18 protein-coding genes are annotated in these 16,014 nt (G+C 41.7%); 6 read left to right on the plus strand and 12 right to left on the minus strand.

Annotated features, from left to right (window positions below; translation table 11 throughout):
* Positions 1 to 149 precede the first annotated feature (149 nt).
* The 7 genes from ttcA to M9194_RS17810 all read right to left on the minus strand — a co-directional run bounded on the left by ttcA (position 150) and on the right by M9194_RS17810 (position 5,441).
* Positions 150 to 1,043 carry a tRNA 2-thiocytidine(32) synthetase TtcA gene (ttcA, locus tag M9194_RS17780; RefSeq protein WP_250614037.1) on the minus strand — a complete coding sequence of 298 codons (894 nt, stop codon included), beginning with the start codon at positions 1,041 to 1,043 and terminating at the stop codon, positions 150 to 152.
* 132 nt (positions 1,044 to 1,175) lie between these two features.
* Entirely contained in the window at positions 1,176 to 1,832 is a 657-nt protein-coding gene (locus tag M9194_RS17785) for a DUF2987 domain-containing protein (RefSeq protein ID WP_250614038.1), read from the minus strand.
* Positions 1,829 to 2,656 (minus strand): glucosaminidase domain-containing protein, encoded by an 828-nt coding sequence (locus tag M9194_RS17790; protein ID WP_250614039.1) that lies wholly within the window; start codon positions 2,654 to 2,656, stop codon positions 1,829 to 1,831. Before M9194_RS17790 ends, M9194_RS17785 begins: the two co-directional genes overlap by 4 nt.
* Positions 2,649 to 3,464, minus strand: coding sequence for a DUF2189 domain-containing protein (locus M9194_RS17795; RefSeq protein WP_250614040.1), 816 nt, complete (start codon positions 3,462 to 3,464; stop codon positions 2,649 to 2,651). The genes M9194_RS17790 and M9194_RS17795 overlap by 8 nt, the downstream gene beginning before the upstream one ends.
* A gap of 216 nt (positions 3,465 to 3,680) precedes the next feature.
* Complete coding sequence (gene cobB, locus M9194_RS17800) at positions 3,681 to 4,400, minus strand: Sir2 family NAD+-dependent deacetylase (RefSeq protein ID WP_250614041.1); 720 nt, start codon at positions 4,398 to 4,400, stop codon at positions 3,681 to 3,683.
* A gap of 154 nt (positions 4,401 to 4,554) precedes the next feature.
* A complete protein-coding gene (locus tag M9194_RS17805; protein WP_250614042.1) occupies positions 4,555 to 5,016 on the minus strand; it encodes an RES family NAD+ phosphorylase in 462 nt (153 codons plus the stop codon).
* Positions 5,016 to 5,441 (minus strand): Xre family toxin-antitoxin system antitoxin, encoded by a 426-nt coding sequence (locus M9194_RS17810; protein WP_250614043.1) that lies wholly within the window; start codon positions 5,439 to 5,441, stop codon positions 5,016 to 5,018. Before M9194_RS17810 ends, M9194_RS17805 begins: the two co-directional genes overlap by 1 nt.
* A gap of 158 nt (positions 5,442 to 5,599) precedes the next feature.
* Between M9194_RS17810 and M9194_RS17815 the strand changes: the two genes are divergently transcribed.
* Positions 5,600 to 6,592 carry a methyltransferase gene (locus M9194_RS17815; RefSeq protein ID WP_250614044.1) on the plus strand — a complete coding sequence of 331 codons (993 nt, stop codon included), beginning with the start codon at positions 5,600 to 5,602 and terminating at the stop codon, positions 6,590 to 6,592.
* Positions 6,593 to 6,833: 241 nt separating this feature from the next.
* Here the strand turns inward: M9194_RS17815 and M9194_RS17820 are convergent, their stop codons facing one another.
* Positions 6,834 to 8,426: an ABC-F family ATPase gene (locus tag M9194_RS17820; protein WP_250614045.1), complete on the minus strand. Its 1,593-nt coding sequence runs from the start codon at positions 8,424 to 8,426 to the stop codon at positions 6,834 to 6,836.
* 155 nt (positions 8,427 to 8,581) lie between these two features.
* On the opposite strand from M9194_RS17820, the gene mobA reads away from it, so the two are divergent.
* Together mobA and M9194_RS17830 are read left to right on the plus strand one after the other, a co-directional pair.
* Positions 8,582 to 9,172, plus strand: coding sequence for a molybdenum cofactor guanylyltransferase MobA (gene mobA / locus M9194_RS17825; RefSeq protein ID WP_250614095.1), 591 nt, complete (start codon positions 8,582 to 8,584; stop codon positions 9,170 to 9,172).
* A 35-nt stretch (positions 9,173 to 9,207) separates the two neighbouring features.
* Positions 9,208 to 9,468, plus strand: coding sequence for a DUF2960 family protein (locus M9194_RS17830; RefSeq protein ID WP_250614046.1), 261 nt, complete (start codon positions 9,208 to 9,210; stop codon positions 9,466 to 9,468).
* Between the two features lie 68 nt (positions 9,469 to 9,536).
* Here the strand turns inward: M9194_RS17830 and nagK are convergent, their stop codons facing one another.
* Positions 9,537 to 10,445, minus strand: a complete 909-nt coding sequence (nagK, locus tag M9194_RS17835) for an N-acetylglucosamine kinase (protein WP_250614047.1) — start codon at positions 10,443 to 10,445, stop codon at positions 9,537 to 9,539.
* A gap of 95 nt (positions 10,446 to 10,540) precedes the next feature.
* Positions 10,541 to 11,299 carry a tRNA-uridine aminocarboxypropyltransferase gene (locus M9194_RS17840; protein WP_250614048.1) on the minus strand — a complete coding sequence of 253 codons (759 nt, stop codon included), beginning with the start codon at positions 11,297 to 11,299 and terminating at the stop codon, positions 10,541 to 10,543.
* Positions 11,300 to 11,391: 92 nt separating this feature from the next.
* Between M9194_RS17840 and M9194_RS17845 the strand changes: the two genes are divergently transcribed.
* Positions 11,392 to 12,171, plus strand: a complete 780-nt coding sequence (locus tag M9194_RS17845; RefSeq protein ID WP_250614049.1) for a sterol desaturase family protein — start codon at positions 11,392 to 11,394, stop codon at positions 12,169 to 12,171.
* Here the strand turns inward: M9194_RS17845 and M9194_RS17850 are convergent, their stop codons facing one another.
* Positions 12,172 to 12,516 carry a DUF3802 family protein gene (locus M9194_RS17850; protein WP_250614050.1) on the minus strand — a complete coding sequence of 115 codons (345 nt, stop codon included), beginning with the start codon at positions 12,514 to 12,516 and terminating at the stop codon, positions 12,172 to 12,174.
* A 283-nt stretch (positions 12,517 to 12,799) separates the two neighbouring features.
* Between M9194_RS17850 and M9194_RS17855 the strand changes: the two genes are divergently transcribed.
* Positions 12,800 to 13,666 (plus strand): fructosamine kinase family protein, encoded by an 867-nt coding sequence (locus tag M9194_RS17855; protein WP_250614051.1) that lies wholly within the window; start codon positions 12,800 to 12,802, stop codon positions 13,664 to 13,666.
* A gap of 58 nt (positions 13,667 to 13,724) precedes the next feature.
* On the opposite strand, the gene M9194_RS17860 is transcribed toward M9194_RS17855, so the two are convergent.
* The gene (locus M9194_RS17860; protein WP_250614052.1) at positions 13,725 to 14,342 is read right to left on the minus strand and encodes a riboflavin synthase subunit alpha; all 618 of its coding nucleotides are present in this window, start codon (positions 14,340 to 14,342) and stop codon (positions 13,725 to 13,727) included.
* Between the two features lie 221 nt (positions 14,343 to 14,563).
* Here M9194_RS17860 and M9194_RS17865 point away from each other — a divergent pair, with 221 nt between their 5' ends.
* On the plus strand, positions 14,564 to 15,934 hold the full coding sequence (locus M9194_RS17865) for an MATE family efflux transporter (RefSeq protein WP_250614053.1): 1,371 nt from the start codon (positions 14,564 to 14,566) through the stop codon (positions 15,932 to 15,934).
* Positions 15,935 to 16,014 lie beyond the last annotated feature (80 nt).

Below are 16,014 nucleotides of genomic sequence, written 5' to 3' on the forward strand. Positions count from 1 at the left end.
GCAACGTTTATTTGAGTAGAAGTTCAGACTTAATCTAACAGTTACCAGTTTTAGGCGGATAACTGTTAGGTTAGTTTGAACTTAACCAATCTTTATTCTATTCCAAGAAATATCAATTGCTACGGCATATAGGTTTTCCGTGTTACCGTCTAAACGTTAGTTACGTCGATAAATAACGATTCATCGATATTGGTTGAGGACACGGTTGCCTCACTAAACTTGTATTCTTCCCTGTCCCCTTGCCTATCGAGAGGCAAGTTGACGAAATCAAAAATGTTTTTATCCGCAAGTTGGCTCGGACTAACGTTTTGTATTGATTTAAATATACTTTCCACTCGACCCGGCGATTTTTTGTCCCAGTCAATAAGCATAGCTTTAATCGCTTGGCGCTGTAAATTTTCTTGGGAGCCACATAGGTTACACGGAATAATCGGAAACTGTTTGTGTTCAGCGTATTTAATTAAATCTTTCTCACGGCAATAAGTGAGTGGCCTAATAACCACATTTCGTCCATCATCTGAACGCAATTTAGGCGGCATGGCTTTCATTCGAGATCCATGGAACATGTTCAAGAAAAGCGTTTCAACGATATCATCAAGGTGATGCCCTAGCGCAATTTTTGTCGCGCCTATTTTCTCAGCAAAGGAATACAAAGTGCCTCGTCTTAATCGCGAACATAGACCGCACGTTGTTTTACCTTCAGGAATTTTCTCTTTAACCACAGAATAGGTATCTTTGTCTACGATGTAGTAAGGAATATCTAGCTTATCGAAATACTCCGGCAAAATATGCTCTGGGAAGCCCGGCTGCTTTTGATCCAAGTTAACAGCGACCACCTTAAATGTTATCGGCGCAGCTTTTTGTAAATTAAGCAAGATATCAAGCATTGCAAATGAATCTTTACCACCGCTAATACAAGCCATCACTACATCACCTTCTTCAATCATGTTGTATTCGGTGATAGCGTTGCCTACATTTCTTCTTAGACGCTTTTGTAGTTTATTAAATTCTAGCGTTTCTTTTCTTGTGTCTTTCTGATTCATTCGGGTTCTCGCACGGGTTGGCCTAATTGACCACGCTGGGCTTATACTTGAAAATTCTAGGGCGAGGATTATACGTTTTTTTCTTCTAGGATGAAATGCCAACCTACCCTCACTGTGGAAGATAGGCGCACGCTATTGACGGGGAATGTACGGTAAGACGCGAAATGTAGCAGTAGGGATTTCAATACTGCCTTTGTCGCCAAGGTCACTAAGCAATACGTGTGCTTTACCGCTTTCAACTGGGCGTGTTGCCCCATTGGAAAACGTTAGTTTGGTGACTGAAGGGTCTGAAAATTCTAAAGTGACGCCTTCAATGCTAGGTGTGAACCAGCTTGAAAAAACACCACCAAGCTCATTTAAAACGAGCTGCATTTGCTCTACTAAGTTTTTTAACTGGCTATAAGAGACATCACCTGATAATGGTTCGCGTGCCATTATCGTCGTCGAGAACGCGCAGTCCTTTCCTTTTGGAGTGTCTACAAACACTAGCGGGTTTGCCTGCTTTAAATTGGCATCGAAAGGTACAAGAAGCTCTTTTTGATTGCTTACCTTTAACGCTTCATAGTGAGATTGATTCTCCATCCACGCTTTTTTAGGAGTACATAGTTGACCGTTTTTTCTGTCAACGAAGAAGAAAGCCACTTTAACGTCATCATGATTGGCTGAATAGTTAGCCTTAAGCTGAGAATATAGCTTGGAGTAGGTAAACATGTACTCTTGCCCCCAACTGGGAAAGGAGGCAAGAATTGAAAGGAGGGCTAACGATATTAAGGCTTTGTTTCGACTCATTGTGTCCAATATTGTTCATTCCGTTTAATCATTGCTTGTAGATCATCTACGTAAGCTTGGCCACGTTGTGAATATTTGATTAATCCATTAGTTAACGCGAGTGCAGTTTGATCGCTCAGTAAGTCAGCATGTTTTTGACGCAGATCGAAACGAATATTACGAAGTGCTTCATACGCTTTATTTCTGTTCACATTCATAAAATAAGCATGAATGGATTGTTGAACAGAATTGTATTTAGCGACCTCATAAGTCGCCCCTGCTGGCCGGCCACGAGGAACAAGGCCGCATCCTGAAGTGTAACACCACTGGCCGAAGTAATTATTGCCTTCTCTTGCAAAGCGTGATGTTCCCCAAGCTGACTCGTTTGCCGCTTGAATTAGCACTAGCGCATAAGGAAGCACATCAACACGATGATTCATTTCGTCGAACCATTGGATGTCAACACCTGTCGCTGGTACTGCTACACTATATAGCCGACCTAAACGAACAGCGTAACTTTGATCCTCAGCAGAAAAGTCTCCTTGCTCGAAATCATTTCTCATTTTTCCAAGACGAGCTCTTTCCTTTAAAATTCGCGAATTTTCAAGTTCAACGCCCTTTTTTAAGAACTCAAAAAATCGCCTTTTTCTCTCGGCAACATCAGAGATTGCATTAAATTCAGGCGACTGAGAAAGCGTTGTTGGAGAGTCTGCTATCACAGCACCCAAAGAGTAATCGGCTTTCTCAGCCTCATTTTCGGGCTCATTCATATAACCGTGAGTGAGATAAAGACTAAAACCTGCTATAACACCAAAAAACAATATAGAAATTCCTTTGTTATGCATGAAATACCTGCGATTTATTGCTGTCCTGATCGTCGTCATCTGAACCTGAATCCGACTTGCGCTCCGTTACAATGCGAAGTTTTATTCCAAACATATTGCGGTAAACAATTCCTTTGACATGGAAGAAAAACGGTAGCACAAATATTAACCCGATCCCATAAAAGATAGTCGCAACGAAAAACATCACTAGTACCAGTAAATATACCCCTGATAGCGTGAGAAACTTCTTATTCACCGCTCGAAATGAAAGCATTAGAGCTTGTAACGGCGGTAGATGTTTTTCACAGATAAGCAATGTTGCATTGCTAAAAGCCATCGAAAAATACAACGACACAAACGGAAGAAACAAACCCGCAATGCCCTGAACCAACTGGCTAATCAAAGTTGCAATTATCAATGGAATGGTAAACTGAAGCCCTTTTCCTATGTGTTTCAGTTTGGTAGACAGGCCAGCGGAATGGCTCATTGCCATTAAGGATACGCCCGCATAGATAGGAGCGCTAATCACCTCAGAGCTGAAGTTCGCGACCAACATTGCTTGGAATACTTTCTGTGTAAGATCACTTGAGTGTTCCAGAGCTTTAAAAATAACAGAAAGGTCACCTAGTTGCAGCTTGAGGGCCAAGTATAAAATCAATAGTTGAACAGCGAGTAAAATTAAAATTGCTGGTGTAAATGAGAAAAAATTTTTAGTCGTGTTGTTCCATGCTTCTTTTAGAATGCCACTTGCACTAAGTTCATAATCTCCTGAAATCGCCTTTTCGACTGTCCCACCTAAATTAAAATCTTTTTCGATTTCATCTTTCATTATCGGTTCCGAGGTGGTTGAGCCACCCATTTTGTTTGAGAAATTGGGTCATTATACGTCAATGTTATCAATACTAAAATCTTAGTTGCTAGTGGATAATTTTTCTACAGGTGTTTTTTGTAACGTTTTGTGCTTAAAGAACCCATTCACATCTGGACAAAATGACTATTTGCTGGTGGCATTTCAAACTCAAAAGCACTGAGAGAGTCGAGCAGGTTAACTTTGCATCGATAAAATCTCATCGACTAATTTGACCACCTCAATACTGGCTTTACCATAACGTTTTTCTTCAAACTCACTCTCTACCGCACTAGGTTCTAAATTAATTTCTATAGTGTGAGCGCCATGCATCTTTGCATCATGTACAAACCCTGCCGCAGGATATACCACACCAGATGTGCCAATAGAGATAAACAAGTCAGCACTTTCAAGAGCGGCGTATATCTCCCCCATTCTTAATGGCATTTCACCAAACCAAACAATATGAGGCCTAAGTTGAACTGGGATTTGGCAGCAGTGACATAAGTCACCAGTCAATATATCGCCCTTGTGTTCAAGCGTTTGATTGGAATGGGTACAACGGGATTTTAGCAATTCACCATGCATATGGATTATGTTTTTGCTTCCACCACGTTCATGCAGATTGTCTATATTTTGTGTTACGACCGTAACATTGCCTTCCAGTTCTTGCTCCAATTTTCCTAAAGCTAAATGGGCAGCATTGGGTGTCACGTTCTCACTCTGTAAGTTTTTCCTACGCTGGTTGTAGAAAGACTGAACTAAATCTGGATTTCTACGAAACCCTTCAGGTGTCGCTACATCCTCAATCCTATGATCTTCCCAAAGTCCATCTTGGGCTCTAAATGTCTTGATGCCAGACTCCGCTGAGATGCCAGCACCCGTCAATACTACAATATTCTTATAAGGAAATTTCATGACTCATCTTTTTGAAGCGTAAAGCATTAGTGCTAGAGCATTGCATATTTTTGTACGAAACAACAAGCTTGAAGATGCACTTCATTGAAAATTATGGAGTAAAAGTAGAAATGACCTAGCGGCACGGTCGCGAGGTCATTTAAGGTTGATCTGATTAACGAATCATTTTCTGTAGGCGTGGGTCATAATAATAGTCCCGTTTATCGACTATCTTTATGCGGCTAAATTCCAAATGCATGGGGTTGATTAGATAGTTAAACTCATCTTGAATAATTGCAGATGGCACTTGCATCAGGAGAGATTCATTAGCCGCTAACCATTGTTGACCAATGTCGCGAGCTAAACCAGAGTCTGGCAATGAGTCCCACCCTTCAGGCAAGCCTTTAACCGTAAATCTTGATATTTGAACATCATCGGGTACCCAAATAGTGAGCATGGCCAATTGAGGCATATCTTCTATAGACTCATGAACGAGGCGCTCGAGAGCAGCTAGGGAACGAGAACTCGCTGTATAAGTAATGAGTGCCCCTTTTTGATGCCAACGACCAGAGCCATAGAGCCCGCCTTCACCGGATAAACTTGCGTAATTAGCGTGAGAGAGTCGGTATATTTCCATTAAGCTGTCAAGCCATACTTAAGTTTATTAATTTCTTCAATAACGATACTGATTCCAGTGACAGTGTCACACATGGAGAGTGGTGACTCTTTGCCAAAGGCAATACTAGGTCTATTTAACCAACGTAGCGTAGCGTCACGATCACCGAAATATTCATCCGCTTGTTTGACGAGATCTGTCAGCATTAACGCATGTTCGCTGGAAGTTGGACTCAGTGTTGCGCCTTTTTCTTTCTGTTTACGTTGCAAACTACGTAAATTGACCCCAATCATCCTAGCGTACTCGGCTTTGGTCACACCAAGAATCGATGTCCCCTTCTCTAAAACGGTGACAGGCAATCCATTACGAATAAGCATAAGGCTATCACTCACTGAATGGACTTCATCTTTGTCACCACCTAACATTTCATACGCTGAGCGATACATAAGACTTCTCCTCTTGTTCTGTAGAACACTATAGACGACAAATGTCACTACAACAAGTGACAAATGGTATTATTGTCTGGGAAAACTTATCTCTTACCATGTAATGCGAAAATAATTTCAACTAGAGTAGCGAAGTAAGTAAAACTATAGTGGTAGCGATGATGACGATTAAAGAGATTCTATTTGGATACTATGGAACACAGTGTGTTGCAACCGTTGTGGAGCTCAAAATAGCAGACCTGATTGAGTCAGGTGTGACTCATATTGACGATCTTGCCCAAAAGACCAGTTCTAGATCTGGAAAGCTGTACCGAATAATGAGGTTCCTGACTGCCAAAGGAGTGTTTACCGAGCATCCAGGCCAAAAGTTCTCATTGAATAAAGAGTCCAAACAACTCCTATCTTCACATCCAGAAAATATCCAAGACTTCATAAAGCTACACGCGAGTTATTTCTATCAAGGCGCTGGCAAAATTTACGAAAGCATGTCGACAGACGTAACTCCATTCGAGTTGGAGTTTGGTTCTATTGCTGGCCAATACTTTAGAGATAACGATGTCGCTGGAGAAATCTACAATAGTGCGATGAAAGAAAACTCAGAACTCTATGGACGGCTTATCACTGAGCTATACGACTTTTCAAGTTACAAAAACATCATTGATATAGGTGGTGGAATCGGTAGTCTGATTGTGAATATATTGCTTAAATATCAATCTGCTAATGGTATTAACTTCGATATCCCTAACTTACAACAGCGCTCAGAAGAGTATATTGGATTATCAGAGGTTTCACATCGATGCAAGTACGTGTCCGGAGATTTTTACGAATCTATTCCACAAGGTGGCGATATCTACTTGATGAAGGCCATACTACATGGCAAAACTCAAGAAGAAGCAGCCACCCTACTCGAGAAATGCCGACAAACGATGGTATCTGCTAAAGCCAAACTTCTCGTCATTGAACGGGCTATTATCAATAATTCAGCACACTATGTTGAAGCATGTACCAATGATATTAATATGCTTAATGTCACCGCTGGCAAGGTACGAACGCTTGCTGAATTTGAGTCCTTGTATGATATTTGCGGGTTAAACTTACACCAAATTATACCTATCACTGACTCTGTGTGTTTGATGGAGCTGAGCGCTTAGTACGTTTATACCGAAATCCCTTCATATGCCGAGCAGGCCACCCCTTCACATTGAGTCTGCGAGGCTATCTCTATTTGGAAATAATATTTATAGTCAATTTTAGGTACTTGATTATATTTTTTATCCCACCAAATTTAGTTATAGTGCGTTAAGGCCTAATTAAGAGATATCGAACTCGTAAAGATAAGGCACCCTAGAAATGTCTAGAGTGCCGATATAACTACACAGGTTTGCGCGAATATTATTCAACAACCCCTTTTGACTTCAAGTACTCCGTATAGGTACCTTTGAAGTCGATAATAGTATTTTCTTTAATCTCAATAATACGCGTCGCCAACGAGTCAACAAACACCCTATCGTGGGAAACAAAGAACAAGGTGCCTTTGTAGTTTTCCAATGCAGTATTCAATGACTCAATCGACTCCATATCCATGTGGTTGGTGGGTTCGTCCATCAACAAGATATTAGGCTTGTGCATCATCAATTTACCAAGGAGCATACGTCCTTGTTCACCACCTGAAAGCACTTTTACCGACTTCTTGATATCATCTTGAGAAAATAGCATTCGACCTAAGAAGCTGCGTACAACCTGTTCATCATCGCCTTCTTGACGCCACTGCCCCATCCATTCCATTAAGTTGATGTCTTGAGCAAAGTCTTCCGCATGATCTTGTGCGTAGTAACCAATATTTGAGTTTTCAGACCACTTATATTCACCAGCTCTAGGTGCGTGGGCACCAGCAAGTGTGTTAAGAAGCGTCGTTTTACCTACACCGTTTTCTCCGATAATAGCTACACGTTCACCGACCTCAAATATCGCGTTAAAATTAGCGAAAAGATCGTTATCGTAACCTTGGGTAAGGCCTTCAACTACCAACGCATTTCTGAACAGCTCTTTAGATTGCTCAAAGCGAATGAATGGGTTTTGGCGGCTTGACGCTTTCACCTCTTCCAACTGAATTTTATCAATTAACTTTGCTCTAGACGTTGCTTGCTTCGCTTTTGACGCATTGGCCGAGAAACGAGCAACGAAAGTTTGCAACTCAGCTATCTGAGCTTTCTTTTTGGCGTTATCGGCCAATAGGCGCTCTCTTGCTTGGCTCGCCGCCATCATGTACTCGTCATAGTTTCCTGGATACAAACGAAGATCACCGTAATCCAAGTCGGCCATATGTGTACAAACACTATTTAGGAAGTGGCGATCGTGAGAGATAATAATCATGGTGCAGTTTCGTTCGTTAAGCGTATGCTCCAACCAGCGAATGGTGTCAATATCCAGGTTGTTGGTTGGCTCATCGAGCAACATAATATGTGGGTCCGCAAACAGCACTTGCGCCAGTAGAACACGAAGCTTCCATCCTGGAGCCACTTCACTCATAAGACCGTAATGCTGCTCAACAGGAATACCAACACCTAGCAGAAGCTCACCGGCTTTTGCTTCCGCCATATACCCATCCATCTCGGCAAACTGAACTTCAAGTTCCGCGACAAGCATGCCCTCTTCTTCGCTCATTTCCGGCAAAGAATATATACGATCTCTTTCTTGTTTAACTTGCCAAAGTTCTTTGTAACCCATAATTACAGTATCGATAACAGAGAACGCTTCATAGGCAAACTGGTCTTGATTTAGCTTGGCAACCCTTTCATTCGGATCATAACTGACATTTCCACCTGTAGGATCAAGCTCTCCACTCAGAATTTTCATGAACGTCGACTTGCCACATCCGTTTGCCCCAATCAGACCATAGCGATTCCCTTCACCAAATTTGACCGAGATATTTTCAAACAACGGCTTAGCGCCAAATTGTTGAGTAATGTTTGCAGTGGAAATCAAAATCTATACCTTAAAATTAAAATTTGGCGACACGTTACTTGTTCACAGACAGAACTTCAAGCACATATTGAACTCTGAGAAGCGGAAAATGATACAGAATAAGTTCAGCAAATTAAGTATACTACCTGTCTTCACATTCGATCTTAGGATTATTCATTATGATTCCAGTACAAGATACCCACTGGGTGATCCTTGCAGGGGGCCGAGGCTCTAGAATGAATGGTGAAGACAAAGGCCTTGTTGAGCTTAATGGCAAAACGCTAATTGAACATACGTTGGAAGCTCTAACTAAACAGGCCAAACAAATAACGATTATTGCGAATAGAAACTTGCAGCGTTATAGAGAGTTTGCCCCGGTTGTTTCCGATGATATAAAAGGATTTCAAGGCCCTTTAGCTGGGATCCAAGCTGGATTAACCGCGAGTAAGGCAGGATGGGTTGGCTTTGTTCCATGCGATTGCCCTTTTCTAAGCCACGATCTTGTCGAAACGTTTTGTGCGCACGTAGATAAAACCCATGTGGTTTATTTCGCGCACGATGGTGAGAAAAAGCAGCCCATTTTTAGCCTATGGAATAAGAAAGCTTTGGCTCCTCTTACCCACTACCTACAGCGTGGTGAGCGGAAAGTCGGGCTATTCTATAAAGAACTACCTTCTAAGCAGGTTAACTTTAGCAATAGTCGGCAAAGTTTTATCAACCTAAATAGCCCAGAAGATCTTAAACAGTTTACAAAGCCTAAGTGCTAGTTGTGTATGCCGCAACCGCTTAGTGAGGAATATAAATGGCAAGAACAATTATTTACACCTACAAGAATGAACAAAAGTCTCTGACGTTTTCTTTTGAGAAACATAGGAACATCCATGAAGCCGTTGCAGAGGCGGAAGGGATTGATTTAACTGAATACTTAAAGATGGAACAACAAATAGAAGCTGTATCCGATACAAAAGCCGTACGAAACTATCGAGATGCGCATTTTAGAAAATTAGGGTTTGGAAAGATCACTTTAGCGCAAAAAGAAAACAAAGGCGTAGGTGAAAAGTAACTATCTAGAAAAAAAGCCTGATTCATACGTCAGGCTTTTTAATCAACGATTTTCAATAAACTATGAAGCTACTTAATGTTCAGGAAGGCAGCACCACGGACACCGCCAGCATCTCCGTGCAATGCCTTAATGATTTTTGGGCATTTAGCCACAGACATTAGGTACTTTGGCACACGCTTAGGCATTTCATCATAAATCAATTCGAAGTTAGATAGACCACCACCAAGTGCGACGACATCAGGATCATTGGCGGTAAAAATGTTAGCCAAACAAATCGCTAAAAGCTCCATAAAGCGTTCAACATGTTCCGATGCATTCTCTTCACCTTCCCCGTAACTTCTAATAATATCAATCGCCGCTTTTCTCTCTGAGTAGTAATGCTCATAAAGAAGTTCAAACCCGCGACCAGACAGATAACTATCAAGGCAACCTTTCTTACCACATCCACAACCTAAAAGTGGCGCTTTCTCCCCTAAATGGAACCATGCGTCAATAGGTAAACGAGTATGACCAAATTCTCCGGCAACGTGATTCCCACCTGAGAAGACTTTACCTTCATAAATCAAACCACCACCAAAGCCGGTGCCAAGGATTAACCCCATTACTGCGGACTCATTCTGTAAGCCCTCATCCCATGCTTCAGATAATGCAAAACAATTTGCGTCATTTTCAATTTTGACGTCTCGTTCTACTCTTGCTTCAAGATCTGCTCTAAGAAGCTTACCATTTGCGGAAGGAACATTGACGGTCAGCACCGTGTCATCTTCGGCACTCACAATCCCTGGTATACCAAGACCAATCTTACCTTTAACACCAAACTTTTCATCATATTTGGTCACTAATCCGGCCAATGTGTCGAGCAATAACTCGTAGTCTTCAGTTGGCGTTGGTACACGTTCAGCTGCCAGTCGTTCTAGTTTTTCGTTAAACGCACCAAATTCAATCTTTGTGCCACCGACATCAAAGCCGTAATACATACAATTTACCCCCTTTAATAATGAAACTCATCCCATAGATGATATGCCCAAGCGTAAACGATCACTTGGGAAAATAAAACTTTTAGTCCGTGAGACTACACTGAACTCTCAGCCCTTCCAAACGCCCTGTTTTCTTTCAAGAACTTTTGTAAATATGGGCGATTAATATCTGGCTTATATCGGCTTTTGGTTAGCATATAACTCTCACGAAATGCTTGAAACCATCCGCTCAACAACAACGATTCTTTTATATAACCTAATTGTTCAAACACTAAAGACGCCACTTCTGCAGTCGCTAGATGATTCTCATTATCGGAACTTCGCATCATGTATTGAGAGATTGACTCTGGCCGAATTGACAAGACAGGCAGCGAATCAAGATACGGTGACTTACGAAACATCCGTCTTGCCTCACGCCAACTACCATCAAGAAAAATAAGTAGCGGTTGCTTACCTTCTGCAATATTCGTTGCATTATAATCAGAGGATAAGACCCTTGCTTTATCTTCTACATATTCTTCAGGGAATACCAAAATCGGTTGGTATTTGGGAGCGTTAAGTGTTGCCAATAATTGCTGGCTCGGCTCGGTACGACTCCATTGGTAAACGTGGCAATCATCAATAGTATCGGCTATTAACCTGCCAGTATTACTCGGTTTGAGAACCTCATTTTCACTGAGTATTATCATTGCGGATAAATCATTGCTTGCTTTGGGTTGGTGCTCGCACAAACAATAACGCTTATCGACTTGGCAATGCGTGCAGCGATTGACTTTTGCGCCTCTGGCTTTAAATGGTTTAGTCGACATTTTTAGCCGATGTTGATAAGCGATATGGAAAGCATGCGTTCTCATGACAATAGATCAATTAACCTGAAAAGTTACGTTTTAGTGGAAAATTTTCGAATTGTACTTACAGTAACAGTAGATTGGTAGTGGTAGTTGACATGATTGATGTAGAAGTAAGCCGAATTGTTTTTTTCTTAGCCACAATATTGCTATGCGCCCTATGGGAAGTCTTACTACCCGACAATACGTTGCAGTGCAGTAAACTCATCCGGTGGTTAAACAACTTTTCCCTGTCTAGCTTAAACACATTGATTATCAAGCTGTTTATCCCCGTTCTCGCCTTTCAAGTTGCCAATGAAATGTCTGAGTTACAAATAGGGTTACTCAATCTCCTCCCCTTACCCAGTGTATTGAGTTTTTTATTTTCAATATTAGTCCTTGATTTCGCCATTTATTGGCAACACAGAATTTTTCATCTCGTCCCGTCGCTTTGGGCGATTCATCGTGTACATCACGCGGATAGAGACGTGGATATCTCTACGGGCGTACGATTCCACCCCATAGAAATTATCCTGTCTTTTTGGATTAAATTAGGCGTTGTAGTATTAATGGGTGTTAGCCCCATTGCCATTGTTGCATTTGAGGTCATACTCAGTTCAAGTTCGATCTACACTCATAGCAATGCAAAGTTAAACGATAAGCTAGATCGTTGGCTAAAGTACCTATTGGTCACACCAAATATGCACCGTATTCATCACAGTACCGAACACCAGCTTAATAGCTCTAACTTTGGCTTCTTTCTATCTGTATGGGATCACTGGTTTGGTACCTATCTCGACACCAAAGAACATGGTTTCAAGATAGGTTTACAAGAGTTTAGAGATAAACGAGAAATGTGGATTGACCGACTACTCAGTCAACCATTTCGAAAGTCTTGACTAATCGTATTTCGCCACCGCCGAATCAAACAGGTTTTTTACCAAGGCGATGTATTCATCTAAAAAGTTGATTTGTTCGTTTGTAGCAGGCTTAGCCCAAACACCAGCTAATACTTCCCCTAGCTCCTCTACAACGACATCAGCTTCTTTTAATAACTGAAAACGTACACTAGAGTGCAACTCAGGGTTTTGCTCAAATATCGCCATGATATTACTTGAGATCATATCCGTTACCACATCCTCAACACTCTCTTCGCCTGTATCACCATCATCTGAGGCGAAGACATCTAAATTGAATGCTAAGTGTTCGATCAAAGCAACATAACCATCGGTTTCTACAACCACAGTTTTCCTCCATTAAACAGTAGCGCAGGATTTGGGAATTCCTTCAATAATACTAAGACAAAACTGGCACTTTTAACAATGTAACCTAACAAGACCCAGGTAAATTTATGCGCTCAGCACCCAAAAACCACAAAACAGCTGATAATTCGTCGATGGCATTGATAGTAAATTAAAAAGTCAAACTAAACTCTACCCACTGTTCATTTCTTTGAAAAAGACTTCAGATCTATCGTGAAACATGTCCTAAACTATGAACAAATCTTGATTATTTCTTGGAGTGAGTATGTGGCAAGCGATTTCTCAACAATTGTCCGAGAAGTTGATGTTCTCTTTTAATATTTCAGAGAAAACCAAGTTATCTGGCGGGGATATTAGCGAGTCCTATATGATCAGCGATGGTCAAGACAGATATTTCGTTAAAGTCAATACACGCGAGTGTCACTCGATTTTTGAAATAGAAGCTGAAAACATCAAAGCCTTGCGCACGACAGATACTATATACATTCCAGAGTTAGTCATGACTGGCACGACCAAATCTCACTCCTTTATTGTTCTCAACTACTTATCGATTAAACCACTCGATGATCCGCAAAACAGCTATCTATTCGGGCAGCAGCTCGCCCGGCTACATTCTTGGGGAGATCAAGGCGAATATGGTTTTGACAGAGACAACTATATCGGGACAACGATTCAACCTAACCCATGGCACCGAAAATGGCATCGTTTCTTTTCTGAGCAACGTATCGGGTGGCAATTACAGCTTCTTTCGGAAAAAGGCATCAACCTCGTCGATATTTCTGAGTTAACACGTTTTATCAGTGAGGTACTTTCATCCCATCATCCGAAGCCTTCACTTCTGCATGGTGACTTATGGAGTGGAAATGCCGGAAACTCTGCCTTTGGCCCTATTTGTTTTGATCCTGCATGTTATTGGGGAGATAGAGAATGCGATATTGCGATGACCGAGTTGTTTAAAGGGTTCTTACCCGAGTTCTATCAAGGTTACCAAAGCGTGCTACCACTAGATTCGGGGTATCAGCAACGTAAAGACATTTACAATTTATATCATGTCCTTAATCACTGTAATCAATTTGGTGGCCATTACCTAGCTCAAGCCGAATCGCTCATAGACACCATTGTTTCTCGCTGACAGCGTCAGGAACCAATAACGTTGCTACTTTAAGCAGCAACGTTTGTCATAGTAGTGGTTAAGCGTTCTTAAGCCTGTTATCCATCACTCGTTCGACGGTATCGACAATCGCTTGGGTTTGCGGGTCAAACTCAACATTCACTTTATCGCCCACTTGCCGACGACCAAATAGGGTCCTATTTAAAGTCTCTGGGATTAGATGTACGTTGAATGCATTCCCTTTTACTTCACCTATCGTCAAAGAGCATCCATCTAAGCCAATATAACCTTTTTCTAAAACGTATTTCATTTTATCTAAAGGCAATAAAAACCAAAGTGTTTTGTTATTAGGCGTCTCGATAACTTGCGTAATTTCAGCTACGACACTGATATGCCCCGACATATTGTGGCCACCAATTTCATCACCAAACTTGGCCGCTCTCTCTATATTGACATAGTCCCCTTCAGATAACTGACTTAGATTAGTAGCGCTCAGCGTTTCATTCATCAAATCAAACGTAACCAGCTCATCATCTATCTGGGTAACCGTTAAACAACAACCGTTATGGGCAACAGATGCACCGATTTCTATGCCCTGAGATAACTCTCCTGATAGCCTAACAATATGCGTTTGAAAATCTTGTTTTTTCTCTATGGACTCTACCTGAGCCATGCCTCTTACGATGCCAGTAAACATAGTTGCTTTACCTAACCATATGTCTTTCAAAAGTGAACTCAGTCTAATCAATTTGAAAGGTACTGTCGATTCACAGACCCTTCTTCTTATTAGGGGAATAAGATGATACTTTTATCGTTAAATTTGTCGTGACAGTCAGTATGGTATTTCATTATGATGCGAATTAACCGCAATCAAATTATATTTCTACCATAATCCATTCATAAAGGAGAATATTGCCTGTGCCGCAATATAAAAAGGAAGCTCGTACGCTCATAAAGCTTGCCACCCCAGTACTCATTGCTTCAGTAGCACAAACTGGCATGGGGTTTGTCGATACCATCATGGCTGGCGGCGTCAGTGCGACGGATATGGCAGCCGTATCGATTGCTGCTAGTATTTGGTTGCCTTCCATTTTGTTTGGTGTCGGGCTTCTCATGGCATTAGTTCCCGTTGTCGCACAGCTCAATGGCGCAGGAAGACAACATAAAATTGCCTACGAAATTCAGCAAGGAGCCGCAATGGCTCTGCTGATCTCGATACCGATTATTCTCATCCTTTTTCAAACCCACAAGATCCTCTATTGGATGGATGTCCAACCTCTTATGGCTGAGAAAACCACTGGGTATATGTATGCGGTGATTTTTGCAGTCCCAGCTTACTTACTATTTCAAACACTAAGAAGCTTAACAGACGGACTATCACTCACTAAACCTGCCATGGTGATTGGCTTTATCGGGCTTCTCTGCAACATTCCACTAAACTGGATATTTGTTTACGGTAAGTTCGGTGCACCAGCACTTGGCGGTGTTGGCTGTGGAGTGGCGACTGCAATAGTCTATTGGTTGATGTTCTTTGCCTTGCTGGTTTACATTTTATTCTCGAAAAAAGTCGCGCAAGTGGGTTTGTTTCAACAGTTTTATCGCCCGCAACTCAAACCAATATTACGTTTAGTTAAATTAGGATTACCTGTAGCCCTAGCGGTCTTTTTTGAAGTGACCTTGTTTGCTGTCGTCTCACTATTGGTTGCCCCTTTAGGTCCATTGGTCGTTGCTGCCCATCAAGTCGCCATTAACTTTTCATCGCTGATATTTATGTTACCGATGAGTATTGGGTCTGCCGTAAGTATACGCGTGGGACACACACTTGGTGAACAAGATGTTATGGGGGCCACAATAGCCTCTCGAGTCGGCATTCTTGTCGGGCTTGCCGTTACCGTCATTACAGCAACCCTCACCATTTTGTTGCGTGAACATATCGCTCTACTCTACACCAGCAACAGAGCAGTAATAGAACTTGCTGTCCACTTACTTATCTTTGCGTCTGTATATCAATTTGCCGATACGGTTCAAGTCATCTCCGCAGGCGCACTACGTGGCTATAAAGACATGGCTGCGATATTCAAATACACGTTTGTTTCATATTGGATATTCGGCTTACCAACGGGTTACGTTTTGGCACTGACTGACTGGATCACTCAACCGCTAGGAGTATATGGGTTTTGGGTAGGCTTTATTGTAGGGCTGTGCTTTGCCGCATCACTGCTTGGATTACGATTACATTGGATGCATAAACAGCCTGATAACACCCAACTGGCGTTTTCGACAAGATAGTCAAAGTATATCCCTTCCAAACGGGCTGCCGAAGAGTATATTCGCTACTGACGGCCCGATTTTAAGCGCTGCAATGTAGG

It is taken from the genome of Vibrio sinus, from assembly GCF_023634645.1.
GTDB classification, from domain to species: Bacteria; Pseudomonadota; Gammaproteobacteria; order Enterobacterales; family Vibrionaceae; genus Vibrio; species Vibrio sinus.